Raw genomic sequence first — 15,475 nt, 5'->3', positions numbered from 1 at the left:
CGAGGGAATCCGCCATGTTCGCCAACGTTCTGATCGTGTGCCACGCCAACGTGTGCCGCTCGCCCGCCGCCGAGATGCTGTTCAAGGCGCGCCAGGCGCGCGCGCCGCGTCCAGGCGCCGCGCCGATCGCGTTTCATTCGGCGGGCATTCGCGCGCTGAACGGCCACGGCATGGACCCGGTGATGCGGCGCCTGCTCGAAGAGCGCGGCGTCGCCGCCGGCCTCCATCACGCGCGGCGTCTCGACCGCTCGCTCGTGCGCGCGGCCGATCTCGTGCTGGTGAGCGAGCGCGCGCAGGTGAGCAAGGTCGAAGCGCTCGATCCGTCCGCGCGCGGCAAGGTCTATCCGCTCGGCAAGTGGGAAGCCGATTCGGACGTCGCCGATCCGCACGGCGGCGCGGAAGACGAATACAGGGAGAGTCTCGTGCTCATCGAACATCTGGTCATGGGATGGCTGAAAAAAATATGAAGCAACCCCGCATCGAAAACTCATTCGCGAGCTTGCGCACGAAGCTTGCCGCCTCACTTCTGCTGACGTCTTTTCTGTCGGCCTGCGCGACCGCACCGGGCAATTATCTCGACACGTCGCGGCTCAAGGACAACGATCAGGCGCCGAGCGAAACCTATCCGGTCCATCTGATCGACGCGAACCTGATCATGGCGCAGGCCCAAGCCGCCGCCGCGAAAACCGAGCCGTTGCCGCCGTCGGCGCTGTCCGATCCGTCGCTGTACGTGTACCACCTCGCGCCGCAGGACATTCTCGGCATCACCGTGTGGGATCATCCCGAGCTGACCACGCCGCAGGGCAGCACCTTGTCCTCGGGCGGCAACACCACGCAGACGATCGCGGGCGCGTTGCAGCAGCCGTATACGGCCGCGCTGCCGGGCCAGGCCGATCCGTACGGCCAGACCATCGCCGCCGACGGCACGATCTTTTTCCCGTTCGTCGGCCGCATCCAGGCCGCGGGGAAGACCACCACCCAGCTGCGCGATCAGCTCGCCGCGCGCCTCGTGCCATATATCCGCAATCCGCAGGTCGACGTGCGCGTGCTGTCGTATCGCAGCCAGAAGGTGCAGGTCACCGGCGAAGTGAAGCAGCCGGGACCGCTCGCGGTCAGCGACGTGCCGCTGACGCTGGTCGACGCGATCACGCGCTCGGGCGGCACCAGCCCGGACGCCGACATCCAGCGCGTGCGCCTCACGCGCAACCACAAGCTCTACGTGCTCAACGCCGATCGCATGCTCGATCAGGGCGACACCAGCCAGGACGTGATGCTGCAGAACGGCGACGTGGTCAACGTGCCGGACCGCACCGACAGCCGCATCTTCGTGATGGGCGAAGTGAAGACGCCGATCCAGGTGCCGATCATCCGCGGCCGCATGACGATCGCAGATGCGCTCACGCAAGGCGGCGGCATCCTCAATACCGACGCCAATCCGCGCCAGATCTTCGTGATGCGCGGCATGCGCGAGCATCCGACCACGCCCGAGGTGTTCCGCCTCGACATGACGCAGCCGGACTCGATCATGCTGTCCTCGCAGTTCCAGTTGCAGCCGCTCGACGTCGTGTACGTGGGCACCGCCGCGTCGACCACGTTCAACCGCGTGTTGCAGCAGGTGCTGCCGAGCGTGCAGACGCTGTTCTATCTGAAGCAGCTGACGCGCTGAACGTTTGGGCTGTAACGTCCCGCGCGCGCCGTTGTTGTCCGGGCGGCGCGGGATGCGCAACGAAAGCAGAAGTACCGCTGACGCGAAAGCCGAAGCCAACGACACGGGATGGAACAGTGAGCAATCAACTCTCTCCACACATGGCTGGTCCGATCAAGACCGAAGAAGAAGACGTCGTCCTCGGACAACTGGTGCAGGTGATCCTCGACGACATCTGGTGGCTGCTCGCGATCACCGCGGTCGTCGTCACGATGGCGCTCGCGTACTGCTACCTCGCCAAGCCGACTTATTCGGCCGATGCGCACGTGCGCGTCGAGCCGTCCGACAGCATGTCGCAGGCGCTCACGCAAACGCAGACGGGTGCCGCGATCACCAGCGGCTCGACGTCGCTGCCGACCGACGCCGAGATCGAAATCATCAAGAGCCGTGGCGTGGTCGCCCCGGTCGTGCAGCAGCTGAAGCTGAACTTCAGCGTGACGCCGAAGACGATCCCGCTGCTCGGCAACATCGCCGCGCGCCTCGCCACGCCGGGCCAGCCCGCACGCCCGTGGCTGGGGCTCACGTCATACGCGTGGGGCGGTGAAGACGTCGATGTCGATTCGATCGACGTGACGCCGTCGCTCGAAGGCGAGAAGCTGCTGCTGCGCGTGATCGACCCGCAGCACTATGAGCTGTTCGCGCCGAACGGCTCGCTGCTGCTGCGCGGCGAGGTCGGCCAGCAGGCGCAGGGCGGCGGCGTGACGATGGTCGTCAACCAGCTGGTCGCGCGCCCCGGGCAGGAGTTCACGATCGTGCGCTCGAACGATCTCGACGCGATCACCGCGTTCCAGTCGGCGATCACGGTGCAGGAGCAGGGCAAGCAGACCGGCGTGATCCAGATCTCGCTGGAGGACAAGAGTCCGCAGCATGCGGCGCTCGTCGCCAATGCGCTCGCGCAGTCGTATCTGCGGCAGCACGTGTCGAACAAGCAGGCCGATGCGAGCAAGATGCTCGACTTCCTGAAGAGCGAGGAGCCGCGCCTGAAGGCCGACCTCGAACGCGCGGAAGCCGCGCTGACCGCCTACCAGCGTCAGTCCGGCTCGATCAACGCGAGCGACGAGGCGAAGGTCTACCTCGAAGGCAGCGTGCAATACGAGCAGCAGATCGCCGCGTTGCGGCTGCAGATGACGCAGCTCGCCGAGCGCTACGGCGACGACCATCCGACGCTCGTCGCCGCGCGTCAGCAGATGGCCGAGCTGCAGGCGCAGCGCACCAAATACGCGGACCGTTTCCGCGATCTGCCGGCCACCGAAGTGAAGGCCGTGCAGTTGCAGCGGGACGCCAAAGTCGCCGAAGACATCTACGTGCTGCTGCTCAATCGCGTGCAGGAACTGTCGGTGCAAAAGGCGGGCACGGGCGGCAACGTGCACATCGTCGACGCGGCGCTGCGCCCCGGTGCGCCGGTCAAGCCGAAGAAGATGCTGATCATGTCGGCGGCGGTGATTCTCGGGCTGATCGCGGGCACCGGCTTCGTGTTCCTGCGCCGCAATCTGTTCAAGGGCATCGACGACCCCGATCACGTCGAGCGCGCGTTCCATCTGCCGGTGTTCGGCCTCGTGCCGCAAAGCGCCGAGCAGGTGCAGCTCGAAAACAGCTATGCGCGCGGCGGCGAACGGCTGCGTCCGGTGCTCGCGAATGCGCGGCCGAAGGACCTGACGATCGAAAGTCTGCGCAGCCTGCGCACCGCGATGCAGTTCACGCTGATGGACGCGCGCAACCGCATCGTGATGCTGACTGGCCCGATGGCCGGCGTCGGCAAGAGCTTCCTCAGCGTGAACCTCGCGATGCTGCTCGCGCATTCGGGCAAGCGCGTGCTGCTGATCGACGGCGACATGCGGCGCGGCGCGCTCGAATGTCAGATCGGCGGCGTGCAGGAGAACGGCATGTCGGAGTTGCTGAGCGGGCAGATCTCGCTGGAAGAGGCGATCCGCCCGTCGAACGTCGAGGGCCTGAGCTTCATTTCGTGCGGCCGCCGTCCGCCGAATCCGTCCGAGCTGCTGATGTCGCCGCGTCTGCCGCAGTACCTCGACGGCCTCGCGAAGCGCTACGACGTGATCCTGATCGACACGCCGCCGGTGCTCGCGGTGACCGATGCATCGATCATCGGCGCGTATGCGGGCTCGACGTTCTTCGTGATGCGCTCGGGCATGCACAGCGAGATCGAGCTAGCCGACGCGCTGAAGCGCCTGCGCGCGGCCGGTGTGCACGTGCAGGGCGGCATCTTCAACGGCATGCCGGCGCGCTCGCGGGTCGGCTACGACCGCGGCTACGCGGCGACCCAGGAATACCTGAGCACGTGACGCGCGCACCGCACCCCGGCACCGGCTTCTGCACGACAGGAACAGAGGACATCACGATGAAAGTAACGGTACTGGTACCGACTTATCGCCGCCCGGCCGATCTCGCGCGCTGCCTCGCGGCGCTCGAGCGGCAATCGCGCGCGCCCGACGAAGTGATCGTGGTCGCGCGCGTCGACGACGACGCGACCCATGCATGCCTGCGCGATCCGTCCACGCGCGGCCGCCTGCCGCTGGTGATCGCGCCGGTGGACATACCCGGCCAGGTCGCGGCGCTCAATCGCGGGCTCGATGCCGCCAGCGGCGACGTGATCGCGATCACCGACGACGACGCCGCGCCGCGCCGCGACTGGGTCGAGCGCATCGCCGCCGCGTTCGAAGCCGATGCGCGCCTGGGCGCCTTGGGCGGGCGCGACTGGGTGCACGAAAAAGGCCGCGTGCTCGACGGCGAGCGGCCGCTGGTCGGCAAGGTGACCGCGCACGGCAAGATCATCGGCAATCATCACCTGGGGGTCGGTGCCGCACGCGAAGTCGACATCCTGAAGGGCGCCAACATGAGCTACCGGCGCGACGCGGTGCGCACGATCCGCTTCGACGCGCGTCTGCGCGGCGCGGGCGCGCAGGTGCACAACGACATGGCGTTCAGCCTCGCGGTAAAGAACGCGGGCTGGAAGCTCGTCTACGATCCGCAGGTCGCCGTCGATCATTTCCCCGCCGAACGTTTCGACGACGACAAACGCGACGCGCAGACGATGGCCGCGCTGCGCAACGCCGCGTTCAACTTCCATCTGATCCTGCGCGACCAGTTGCCGCCGCTGCGCCGCGAAGCCGCGTGGTGGTGGTGGACGCTGGTCGGCACACGGCTTTATCCGGGCCTCATGCATGCGGCGCTCGCGCTGCTGTCGAAACAGGCGCAGTTGCAGCTGTCGCGCTGGCGCGAGGTGCGCGCGGGCGCCCACGAAGCGCGGCGCGCGCTGTCGAAGAGCGGAGTGTCCGCATGAGTACCAAGGTTCATGTTCATCTGTTCTACGGCGCCGATCCGCGCTTTTATCGCAAGGGCGACGATATCGGCTGTCTGTACGGTTATCACCACGCGGAGTCCGAAGCATTCGCGCTGACCTATTCGCAAGACGCGCGCGAAAGCCGGCCCGTACGGCTCGTGCGGCGCGCGCTGAAGGCCGCGCTCGGCTTCGATTTCATCCATACGTGGCGCAATCGCGCCGAGATGCTGCGCTCGGACGTGATCTGGACGCATACCGAGCAGGAATGGCTGTCCGCCGCGCTGATGCTGCTGCTGTGCGGCCGCAAGGCGGGGCCCGGCGCGTCGCCGCTCCTGCTCGCGCAAAGCGTGTGGCTGCTCGACAAGTGGCCGTCGTACGGCATCGTGCGCAGCTGGCTGTATCGCAAGCTGATGACGCGCGCCGATCGGCTGACCACGCTTGCGAGCGAAAACGCCGAGCTATGCCAGGACTACTTCCGCCGCGACGCGACGCCGCTGCTGTACGGCCTGAACACGCGCGACTTTCCGGTCAATGCGCCGACGCAGTGGACGCCGCGCACGCCGCTGCGCATCGCGGCGATCGGCAACGATCGCGACCGTGACTGGGAGACGCTGATCAAGGCGTTCGGCAACGATTCGCGCTATTCGGTGAAGCTCGCGACGCGGCGGCGGATTCCCGCGTCGCTGCGCGCGTCGAATGTCGAGATCGCGCTGTTCTCCGGCATCAAGAAGCAGCACGAGCTGTACGACTGGGCCGACGTGATCGTCGTGCCGTTGCGACCGAACTCGCACGCATCGGGCATCACCGTCATGCTCGAAGCGGCGGCGGTCGGCAAGCCGATGGTCGCGACCGACGTCGGCGCACTGCGCGACTATTTTCCCGCCGACGAAGCCGCCTACGTGCCGCCGTTCATTCCGGAGGCGCTGCGCGCCGCGGTCGACCGGCTCGCCGCCGACCCCGCCGAGGCGCTGCGCCAGGCGCAGGCAGCCGCGGCCGGTCTGCTCGCGCGCGATCTGACCACCGAGCACTACGCGATGCAGCACGTGCGGATCACGCGCGAGATGCTGAGCGCGCGCGGGCAGGCGAGCGCGCACGCGGCCGCGGCCAGGCACGAGCAACGCGCCGCACCTGCGCGCGAATCGCGCGGAGGCCTCTAAGCGATGTCGACGATTCCGCGCGCGAACCCATTGCCGCCGGCCGGCGCGGGCAACGCCGGCGCCGCGCAAACCAATGCGAGCGGGCTGCTGTCCGGCGCAACGCGAGAATGGCTGCCGCCGCTGTTGCTGTGGCTGATCACCGCGGTGCTGATCGTCGCGCATCAGGGCACGGTGCTGACGCTCGCGTTTCCGGTGCTCGCGATCCTCACGGGCCTGTGGCTCTACTTCAAGAGCCCGGCGCGCTATATCGGCTTCATGTGGTGGCTGTGGTTCCTGAGCCCCGAAGTGCGGCGTCTCGCGGACTGGTCGAAAGGCGCGTTCACGCCGACCAGCCTGATCCAGGTCGCGCCGCTCGCCGTGACGATGATCAGCGGCCTGTCGCTGCTGCGCTACTACCGGCTGCTCGCGCAGCGCCGTGGTTTGCCGGTGCTGCTGATCCTGCTCGGCCTCGTCTACGCGTTCCTGATCGGCGTGATGTCGAGCGGGCCGCTTGCGGCCACCTACGACCTCGCGAACTGGCTCTATCCGATCCTGATCGGCTTTCACATCATGGCGCACACGCGCCAGTATCCGCAGTACCGCGACACGATCGTTGGCACGTTCATCTGGGGCATGCTGGTGATGGGCGGCTACGGCCTGATCCAGTTCTTCATCATGCCGCCGTGGGACGCGCTGTGGATGCTCGGCTCGCAGATGAACTCGCAGGGCGACCCGGTGCCGATGGGCGTGCGGGTGTTCAGCACGATGAACTCGTCGGGCCCGTTCGCGTTCGCGATGATGGGCGCGATGGTCTTCGTGATGGCCGCGCAGCACCGCCTGCGCTGGATCGCCGCCGGGCTCGGCTTCTTCTCGTTCGCGTTGAGCCTCGTGCGCTCGACGTGGGGCGGCTGGGTCATCGCGCTCTTCATCCAGCTGGTGAAGTCGAACAACAAGGTGCGCGTGCGCATCGTCGCGAGCGCGGTGCTGCTCGCCGGCTTCTGCGTGCCGCTGCTGGCGGTCGGCCCGGTGGCCGAACGGATGCAGGCGCGCCTGAACACGATCGTCAATCTGCACGACGACCAGAGCTACGCGGCCCGCAACGAGTTCTACGCGACCTTCGCGAAGACCGCGTTTACCGACGTGTCGGGCGAGGGCATGGGCGCGACCGGCACCTCGACGAAGCTCTCCAACGACGGCGGCCAGCTCGGCCAGTACGGCAACTTCGACAGCGGCGTGATGAACGTTCCGTTCGTGCTCGGCTGGCCCGGCACCCTGCTGTACATGTCCGGCATCGTGTGGCTGCTGACGCGCGCGGTGCTCGCGTCGTTCAGGCTGCGCGACGACAAGTTCGTCTCCGCGTGCCTGAGCCTGTGTCTTGCGACCTTCGCGATGCTGGTGTTCACGAACTCGCTGGTCGGCACCGGCGGCCTGCTGCTTTTCATGGGCGCTTTTTCGATTCTTTCCGCGGTTCACTACGAAAAGATGAACCGCGCACGCACGCTATTTCTCCACGGAGGCACGGATTGAGAGTCGCCATAGTCACGCACGTAGTGCGTCATAACGACGGCCAGGGGCGCGTCAATCACGAGATCGCGCGCGCGGCGCTCGACGAGAACATCCGCGTGACGCTGGTCGCGTCGCACGTGGCGCCCGAACTGCTCGCGCATCCGAACGTGCGCTGGGCGCCGGTGAAGATCGGCCGCTGGTGGCCGACCAATCTGCTGCGCCAGCAGGTGTTCGCTCTCAAGAGCGCGCTATGGCTGCGCGCGCATCGGCGCGACTACGACGTGCTGCACGTGAACGGCTTCATCACGTGGATGCGCGCCGACGTCAATACCTCGCATTTCGTGCACAGCGGCTGGTTCGCGAGCAAGTACTACCCGTTCGGTTTGACGAAGGGCGTGTGGTCCGCGTACCAGTCGGTCTATACGCGCTGCAATGCGCTGCTCGAACGCTGGGCGTACCGGCGCTCGAAGGTGATCACCGCGGTGTCGCAGAAGGTCGCCGACGAAATCCGCGCGATCGGCCTCACGCCCCGCAACCGCGTGGACGTGATCTACAACGGCGTCGACACGCAAGGCTTCGCGGCGGCGAGCGGCGATCGCGCGAAGTTTCGGTTACCGGACGATGCGTTCCTGCTGCTGTTCGTCGGCGATCTGCGCACCCCGCGCAAGAATCTCGGCACCGTGCTCGCCGCATTGAAGCATCTGCCCGAGCACGTGCAGATCGCGGTGGCCGGCTTTCTGCCGGGCAGCCCGTATCCGGAACAGGCGAAGGCGCTCGGCATCGCGCATCGGGTGCATTTTCTCGGGCTGGTGAAGGAGATGCCAGTGCTGATGCATTCGGTCGACGCGTTCGTGTTTCCATCGCGCTACGAAGCGATGAGTCTGTCGCTGCTCGAAGCGATGGCGGCGGGCCTGCCCGTCGTGACCGCGCGCACCGCGGGCGGCGCCGAGATCATCACGCCGGAGTGCGGCATCGTGCTCGACGATCCCGACGACCCGCAGGCGCTCGCTCGCGCAGTCGCGCAACTCGCCGGCGACGACACCGCGCGCCGCGCGATGGGCCAGGCCGCCAGCGAGCTCGCAACCGGCTTCGGCTGGGCGCGCATGGCCGCGCAATACATCGCGCTGTACCGGCAACTGGCCGGGCAGCAGGAAAACCGCCGGCGTAGCCGGACGGAGGCGACGGTCGTCGCGCAGAACGATGCGCTGACACTGAATCATCTCGCCGGACAGAAGAGCGTGGAATGAACGCGCGAGCCGCGCCATCCACGCAACGGCATAGCAACTCACCGCAAGCAACACACAGGGGCACACCATCATGACGACTGGCTCAATCAAATCACTGCAGATCGGGATGCACTGGTTTCCCGAACGCGCGGGCGGCCTCGACCGCATGTACTACTCGCTGGTCGGCGCGCTGCCGGGCGCGGGCGTCGCGGTGCGCGGCGTCGTCGCCGGCTCGCCGAAAGTCGCGGCCGATACCGGTGGCGCGATCAACGGCTTCGGTTCGGCCGCACAGTCGCTGCCGTTGCGGCTGATGGCGGCACGCCGCGCGCTGCGCCAGGAGATCCGCAGGTCGCGGCCCGATGTGATTTCATCACACTTCGCGCTCTATACGTTTCCGGGCCTCGACGTGACGCGCGGCATTCCGCAGGTGTCGCATTTCCAGGGGCCGTGGGCCGACGAGAGCCACGTCGAAGGCGCCGATTCGCTCGGCCAGCGCGCGAAGCGTTATCTGGAGCAGTCGGTGTACGCGCGTTCGTCGCGGCTGATCGTACTGTCGGACGCGTTCGGCAAGATCCTGACGACGCGCTACGGCATCTCACCGGAGCGCGTGCGCGTGGTGCCGGGCTGCGTCGACGTCGAGCAGTTCAATCTGCCGATCACGCAGGCCGAAGCGCGTCTGCGTCTGCAATTGCCGCAGGATCGGCCGATCGTGCTGGCGGTGCGACGGCTGGTGCGGCGCATGGGTCTCGAAGATCTGATCGATGCGGTGAAGCTGGTGAAACGCAGCGCGCCCGACGTGCTGCTGCTGATCGCGGGCAAGGGTCGGCTCGAAAGCGAGCTTCAGGCGCGCATCGACGAGGCGGGGCTCGAACACAACGTGAAGCTGCTCGGCTTCGTGCCCGATCAGCATCTGGCGGCACTGTATCGCGCGGCCAATCTCAGCGTCGTACCGACTGTCGCGCTGGAAGGCTTCGGGCTCATCACGGTCGAATCGCTTGCGTCGGGCACGCCGGTGCTGGTGACGCCGGTCGGCGGATTGCCGGAGGCGGTGGCGGGCTTGTCGCCGGATCTGGTGTTGCCGGAGACCGGCGCAGCGGCGATCGCCGCGGGTCTCGCCGGCGCGTTCAACGGCACGCTAAAGCTGCCCGATGAGGATGCATGCCGCCGCTATGCGCGCGAGCACTTCGATAACGCAGTGATCGCGAAGCGGGTCGCGGCGGTGTATGCCGAAGCGATCGCGGGGGACGCACTGCATTGAAGCGCAGTGGGCTAGCGAAAAAAACAGGCCGAAAATAACGGCATTTTTCTGTCGAACTTGAGCCCGGATCAGCCCTTATTCACGAATTTTCGACCTTATTTTTCAAATCCCTAAAACGTGTGGTTCGGCATCGACTCCGTCACGTTGACGTCACACATCCGCGACGATAATCCCCGCGCCCGAAAGTACAAAAACACACGGGCGTCCCGCTCAATGCGTGGACCTTGTATTTTCAGACCTCGGGGATTCTCAGATGACCATCCGTCACCGCATCACGCTACTCGTCATTCTGATGCTCGTCGCGCTATCCGCCATTGGTGGATACGCTGTGCTTCAGACTCGCAACAGCGCCGCCAACGTCAGGCAGGTGACCCAGGGTGTCGTGCCGAGCGCGCTCGCGTCGGCCGACCTCGTGTCGCAGCTCAAGGACGTGCAGCTCGCGATGATGACGCTCGTCTATGCGCCTGACGAGAACATGGTCTCGCAGGCGCGCGACCTGCTGAAGAGCAAGGAAGCGTCGCTGCACGCGGCGCTCGACGTGCAGGCGAAGGCCGCGCAAGGTCAGGCCCAAACCGGGCTCGTGAGTCAGGCGCGCGACAGCCTCGCCAACTATTTCAACGCGGTCAACGACACCGCGAGGATGAAGGCCGACGGCAAGAACGAACTGGCGCAGGCGTATCTGTTCGCAAACGTCGCGCAATACCGCGATGAGCTCGAAGGCATCGTCGAGACGCTGCGAATCGAGAAGAACCGCCAGAAAGACGCCGCGATCGACGACCTGAACAGCGCGCTCGCCACCACGACGACGGCGATCGGCGCCGCGACCGGCGCGGCCATCGTCGTGCTGCTGCTGATCAGCGCGCTGCTGTATCGGCAGATCACCCGGCCGCTGAGCCGCATGCAGGTGGAGATGAGCGAGATCGCGGCAAGCCAGGACTTCACGCGCCGCGTGCCGGTCGGCCGCATGGACGAGATCGGTCATTCGATCGTCGCGTTCAACGGCATGATCGAGAAGATCCAGCAAAGCTCGCTGCAGTTGAAGCAGAAGACCGCCGATATCCAGGCGATGCTGCAAAACATGCAGCAGGGGATTCTGACTGTGGTCGAAGGCGTGGTCGTGCATCCGGAATACTCCGCGTATCTGGAGGCCATCTTCGAGACTCGCGAGATTGCGGGCCGTCCGCTGCTCGACCTCGTGTTCGGCGGCACCGGTATCAACAGCGATGAGCTCGCGCAGATCGAAGCGGCGCTGCACGCATGTATCGGTGAAGACAGCATGAACTTCGAGTTCAATCAGCACCTGCTCGTCAACGAGATCGCCAAGCCGATGGCCGATGGCCGCGTGAAGACGCTCGACCTGAGCTGGTCGGCGATCACCGACGAACACGACGTCGTGCAGCGTTTGATGCTGTGCGTGCGCGACGTGACCGAACTGCGCGCGCTCGCCGCCGAGGCCGGCGAACAGAAGCGCCGGTTGGAAATGATCGGCGAGATTCTCGCGGTGAGCCAGGAGAAATTCCATCACTTCGTCGAAAGCGCGACGGGCTTCATCAGCGAAAACGAGCGGATCATCCGTCAGCATCACGAGCCGAGTCTCGAAGCGGTCGCCGAGCTGTTCCGCAATATGCACACCGTCAAGGGCAATGCACGCACCTACAGCCTTCAGCATCTGACCGGCGTCGTCCACGAAACCGAACAGCGTTACGACGCATTGCGCCGCGCGGACGGCGGTGAAGCGTGGGACCAGCAGCTTCTGATCGACGATCTGCAGCGCGTGAAGGCTGCGCTCGAAACCTACGCGACGATCAACGAAGTGAGCCTCGGCCGCAAGGGTCCGGGCCAGAACGGCGCGGTGGATCGCTACCTGATGGTCGATCGCGAGTTGATCCAGAAGCAGTTGGACTTGCTCGAAAGCGCCGATCCGGCCGACCGGGACGCACTCGTGTCGATGCGCGAATCGTTGCAGCGCGAGCTGCGTCTGTTGGGCACCGAATCGATCTACGAAGCGCTCGCGGGCGTGCTCGAATCGCTGCCGTCTCTGGCGGCCGAACTCGGCAAGGAAGCGCCGATCGTCAGCATCGACAACAACGGTTATCGCGTGCGCAGCGAGGTCAGCAATACGCTGCGTAATGTGTTCACGCACCTGCTGCGCAATTCGGTCGATCACGGCATCGAGCCCGCCGCCGAGCGTATCGCGAACGGCAAGGACGCGGCCGGCGTCATCGGGTTGGAAGTGGGCGTCGACCATCACGCGCTGCAGATCACCATCAGCGACGACGGCCGGGGTCTCGCGCTCGCAAAGATCCGTGCCGCGGCGATCGAACGCGGCTGGATCGACGCCGATGCCGCGCTCAGCGACGAAGCGATTGCCGAGCTGATCTTCCGTTCCGGCTTTTCGACCGCGCAGAGCGTCAGCGAGATTTCGGGCCGCGGCGTCGGGATGGATGCGGTGCGCGATTTCGTGCGGCGCGAGCGTGGCCGCATCGAATTGCGTTTCACCGACGATCGTCGCGGCGCCGACTATCGCCGCTTTCAGACCGTCGTATCGTTCCCCGAGGACTGGGCGGTCGACAGTCTCGATGCGTCCACCGATGCAGCGCGCGAGCGTGACGCGGATGCGGTAGCAGGCTGATCGCCTGATCGATTGAACGAAGCGAAGGGAGCAGGTCGTGTTTGAAAGCTATCTTGTGGTCGCAGGCGTTGGCGGTATCGTCTGCGCGCTCGCGACGGGAATTTATTATCGTCGGGGGCTTCGCGCCAGTGCGGAAACGCAGCGTGTCGACACGCTCGCGCGGCAAGCCCTCGAGCAGCAACTCGACGCGGCGCTCCAGGCCGGCGAGCAGGCCAACGGCGAGCGCGCCGCCCTGGAGGCGATGCTCGCCGATCTGCGCGCGCAGGCCGAGCAGGGCGAGCGCAATCGCGAATCATTGCAGGCGAGCCTCGACGCCGCGAGCACGCGAAGCGACGAATGGCGGCAGCATGCGACGCGGATCGCGCACGAGGCCGCCCGACTGAAGACGCTGACGATCACGTTCGAGCGCTGGCACGAGCAGATGATTTCGCTGATGTCGCAGAACCGCGACATGCACAAGAAGAACCAGGAACTGTCGTCGATCGTGCAGCACGTGCTGATCGTTTCGCTGAATGCGTCGATCGAAGCGGCGCGCGCCGGCACCGCGGGTCGCGGCTTTTCGATCGTCGCGGGCGAAGTGCGCTCGCTCGCGTCGCGCTCGCAGGAACTGTCGAAGAGCTATCAGGAGAGTCTGCATCGCAACGATCTGACGACCGCGGCGACGTTCCAGGACATCCAGGCCGGCGGCAAGATGATCACGGCGTCGCTCGGCGGCGTCGAAGCGCTGGCGACCCAGTTTCAATCCAGGCTCGAGCAGGCCGCAGCGTGATTACCGATCAGGCGTTGCAAAGCATCGCGGACATCTTCTGTCACGCGGCTCGCGCGAGATTGCCCGCGACGCCGGGTGATGCGTGCGAGATCAGCGCGGTGCCGAGGTGGGATCGCGATCATCCGCCCGGACCTTGCGCGATGGCGCTGACGATCTCGTCGATCGGTTTTCGTCTGCTGTTCGTGCTGCATTTCAGCAAGGACGAAGCAACGCGCGCGTACTACGCGAGCGGCGACACGACGCGTTCGCTGTCGGAAACGCTGATGGAACTCGGCAACCTGTGCTGCGGCTACATGAACCAGCAACTGGTCGAGCATTTCCCCGATCTCGGCATGTCGACGCCGTATGAATTGAACAGCCGCTGTATCGAGTATCTGGACGAGTTGCGGCCCGATCACGTGTGGGCGTACGAGCTGACGATCGGCGCGGCGGCCCGGCTGGGCGTGACGTTATGCATATGCGCGCAGGCGCCACTCGATTTCAAGGCTGAACTCGCGGCGGCTGACGAGGCCGAAGGCGAACTCGAACTTTTCTAGCAACACTGCATTCGCAGACTGAAACACGATGAATACCAGCAAGCCCGTCAGCAAGGTGCTCGTGCTCGACGACTGTCCGGCACACGCGCAAGCGCTGAAACTCTTTTTCGACGAGCACAATCTGATAGCACTGAAGGTGCGCGACAGCAGCCGCCTCGGCTCGGTGCTCGCCACCAATATCGATCTCGGCGGCGTTCTGTTGGCGGACAACTACGGTGGATCGGTCGAACAGGCGGCGACGACCGCGGCGCGGATCAATAAGTTGCGCCCCGAACTGCCGGTAATCCTGCGTTCGAGCGGCAACGCGCCGCTCGAACAGCTTCCGAAGCCGTTGAAGAACGCGGCATGCGCGCATTTCCATGGCGCCGATCTGACGGCGCTGCGTGAAGCCGTCGATCAATACATCTTCAGCCTCGACTTCCCGAATGCGCTCGTGCGCGGCATCGCCGAGATCACGGAAGCGCGGCTCGCCACGTTATTCGACGGCGTCACCGTGCAACGCGACACGCCGAGCGTCGTACGCGATCGCATCATCTTCGGCGAGGTGTTCAGCCTGATTCCGCTCGAAGGCACCTGGTGCCGCGGCTATATGTTGATGCAGGCCGAAGAGGAACCGCTGCTCGGAATGATCGAGCGCGATCGCGCCGCACGCGGTCCCGGCATGGGCGCGGCGCAAGCAGGCTTTCGCGATCTGAACAATGTGCTCGGCGAATTGACGAATCTGATCTGGGGCGCGTTCAAGGACCGGTTCCTCGCTGCGCGGAACGCTCGCGAAGCGAGCCAGGTGCAGGTGCCTCTGCTCGTCAATCACAAGCACCGCTATATCTCGTTCGGCTCGGACAATCCGCAGTTGCGGTTTCAATACCGATTGAGCCACGCGGCGAGCGGACAGTCGGTGTCGATCGACCAGCGCTTCGTTTTCAACCTGAGCTGGTCACCCGAAGATTTTTCTGAAAACACGGTGGATGTCGACGATCTCGTCGAGTCCGGCGAACTGGATCTGTTTTGATACAACGCGTCGATGACGCAAGGGAATGGCTATGGCAAAGATTCTGGTGGTGGACGATTCGAGCACGGTACGCGAAGAAGTGGCGGGCTTTCTGGCGAAAAACGGTCTGGACGTCGCGACCGCCATCGACGGCAAGGATGGTCTTACGAAGCTGAAGACGGATTCGAATATCCGCCTGATCGTAAGCGACGTGAACATGCCGAACATGGACGGCCTGACGATGGTCGAAAAAATTCGCGGCGAACTCGCGAACAAGACCGTCAACGTGATCATGCTGACGACCGAAAGCAGCCCAGCAATGAAGGAGCGCGGCAAGGCCGCCGGCGTGAAGGGCTGGATCGTCAAACCGTTCAAGGGCGAAGCGGTGCTGGAGACGTTCCGCAAACTGGCGGGTTGACGC

At 65.5% G+C, this 15,475-nt stretch carries 13 protein-coding genes; all 13 read left to right on the top strand.

Translation table 11 applies throughout. The features are described 5' to 3' along the window. Positions 1 to 14: 14 nt before the first annotated feature. The 13 genes from G5S42_RS21020 (at position 15) to G5S42_RS20960 (ending at position 15,472) form a co-directional block, all read left to right on the top strand. Entirely contained in the window at positions 15 to 467 is a 453-nt protein-coding gene (locus tag G5S42_RS21020; protein ID WP_176108560.1) for an arsenate reductase/protein-tyrosine-phosphatase family protein, read from the top strand. Beyond that, positions 464 to 1,666, top strand: a complete 1,203-nt coding sequence (locus tag G5S42_RS21015) for a polysaccharide biosynthesis/export family protein (RefSeq protein ID WP_176108559.1) — start codon at positions 464 to 466, stop codon at positions 1,664 to 1,666. Before G5S42_RS21020 ends, G5S42_RS21015 begins: the two co-directional genes overlap by 4 nt. A 140-nt stretch (positions 1,667 to 1,806) precedes the next feature. Next, on the top strand, positions 1,807 to 4,005 hold the full coding sequence (locus G5S42_RS21010) for a polysaccharide biosynthesis tyrosine autokinase (protein ID WP_176110583.1): 2,199 nt from the start codon (positions 1,807 to 1,809) through the stop codon (positions 4,003 to 4,005). Positions 4,006 to 4,061: 56 nt separating this feature from the next. Then, positions 4,062 to 5,003, top strand: a complete 942-nt coding sequence (locus tag G5S42_RS21005) for a glycosyltransferase family 2 protein (RefSeq protein ID WP_176108558.1) — start codon at positions 4,062 to 4,064, stop codon at positions 5,001 to 5,003. Continuing rightward, positions 5,000 to 6,160, top strand: coding sequence for a glycosyltransferase family 4 protein (locus tag G5S42_RS21000; protein ID WP_176108557.1), 1,161 nt, complete (start codon positions 5,000 to 5,002; stop codon positions 6,158 to 6,160). The genes G5S42_RS21005 and G5S42_RS21000 overlap by 4 nt, the downstream gene beginning before the upstream one ends. Positions 6,161 to 6,163: 3 nt before the next feature. Then, positions 6,164 to 7,666, top strand: a complete 1,503-nt coding sequence (locus tag G5S42_RS20995; protein ID WP_176108556.1) for a glucose-6-phosphate isomerase — start codon at positions 6,164 to 6,166, stop codon at positions 7,664 to 7,666. Beyond that, on the top strand, positions 7,663 to 8,892 hold the full coding sequence (locus tag G5S42_RS20990) for a glycosyltransferase family 4 protein (protein WP_176108555.1): 1,230 nt from the start codon (positions 7,663 to 7,665) through the stop codon (positions 8,890 to 8,892). Before G5S42_RS20995 ends, G5S42_RS20990 begins: the two co-directional genes overlap by 4 nt. Positions 8,893 to 8,962: 70 nt before the next feature. Beyond that, positions 8,963 to 10,129: a glycosyltransferase family 4 protein gene (locus G5S42_RS20985; protein WP_176108554.1), complete on the top strand. Its 1,167-nt coding sequence runs from the start codon at positions 8,963 to 8,965 to the stop codon at positions 10,127 to 10,129. A 253-nt stretch (positions 10,130 to 10,382) separates the two neighbouring features. Next, a complete protein-coding gene (locus G5S42_RS20980; RefSeq protein WP_176108553.1) occupies positions 10,383 to 12,761 on the top strand; it encodes an ATP-binding protein in 2,379 nt (792 codons plus the stop codon). A gap of 37 nt (positions 12,762 to 12,798) precedes the next feature. Then, a complete protein-coding gene (locus tag G5S42_RS20975; protein ID WP_176108552.1) occupies positions 12,799 to 13,530 on the top strand; it encodes a methyl-accepting chemotaxis protein in 732 nt (243 codons plus the stop codon). Next, a complete protein-coding gene (locus tag G5S42_RS20970) occupies positions 13,527 to 14,066 on the top strand; it encodes a hypothetical protein (protein WP_176108551.1) in 540 nt (179 codons plus the stop codon). The genes G5S42_RS20975 and G5S42_RS20970 overlap by 4 nt, the downstream gene beginning before the upstream one ends. A 28-nt stretch (positions 14,067 to 14,094) precedes the next feature. Next, complete coding sequence (locus G5S42_RS20965; protein WP_176108550.1) at positions 14,095 to 15,075, top strand: chemotaxis protein CheX; 981 nt, start codon at positions 14,095 to 14,097, stop codon at positions 15,073 to 15,075. A gap of 31 nt (positions 15,076 to 15,106) precedes the next feature. Then, positions 15,107 to 15,472, top strand: coding sequence for a response regulator (locus G5S42_RS20960; RefSeq protein ID WP_176108549.1), 366 nt, complete (start codon positions 15,107 to 15,109; stop codon positions 15,470 to 15,472). Positions 15,473 to 15,475 lie beyond the last annotated feature (3 nt).

This window comes from Paraburkholderia youngii, from assembly GCF_013366925.1.
GTDB lineage: Bacteria > Pseudomonadota > Gammaproteobacteria > Burkholderiales > Burkholderiaceae > Paraburkholderia > Paraburkholderia youngii.
Note: the sequence above shows the minus strand (reverse complement) of the source record. Positions and strands in the feature narration are given on the sequence as shown.

Bases quoted from the DNA above. Each gene is read 5' to 3' on its own strand.
- G5S42_RS21020 (WP_176108560.1), top strand. From the start codon at position 15: ATGTTCGCCAACGTTCTGATCGTGTGCCACGCCAACGTGTGCCGCTCG.
- G5S42_RS21015 (WP_176108559.1), top strand. From the start codon at position 464: ATGAAGCAACCCCGCATCGAAAACTCATTCGCGAGCTTGCGCACGAAG.
- G5S42_RS21010 (WP_176110583.1), top strand. From the start codon at position 1,807: ATGGCTGGTCCGATCAAGACCGAAGAAGAAGACGTCGTCCTCGGACAA.
- G5S42_RS21005 (WP_176108558.1), top strand. From the start codon at position 4,062: ATGAAAGTAACGGTACTGGTACCGACTTATCGCCGCCCGGCCGATCTC.
- G5S42_RS21000 (WP_176108557.1), top strand. From the start codon at position 5,000: ATGAGTACCAAGGTTCATGTTCATCTGTTCTACGGCGCCGATCCGCGC.
- G5S42_RS20995 (WP_176108556.1), top strand. From the start codon at position 6,164: ATGTCGACGATTCCGCGCGCGAACCCATTGCCGCCGGCCGGCGCGGGC.
- G5S42_RS20985 (WP_176108554.1), top strand. From the start codon at position 8,963: ATGACGACTGGCTCAATCAAATCACTGCAGATCGGGATGCACTGGTTT.
- G5S42_RS20980 (WP_176108553.1), top strand. From the start codon at position 10,383: ATGACCATCCGTCACCGCATCACGCTACTCGTCATTCTGATGCTCGTC.
- G5S42_RS20965 (WP_176108550.1), top strand. From the start codon at position 14,095: ATGAATACCAGCAAGCCCGTCAGCAAGGTGCTCGTGCTCGACGACTGT.
- G5S42_RS20960 (WP_176108549.1), top strand. From the start codon at position 15,107: ATGGCAAAGATTCTGGTGGTGGACGATTCGAGCACGGTACGCGAAGAA.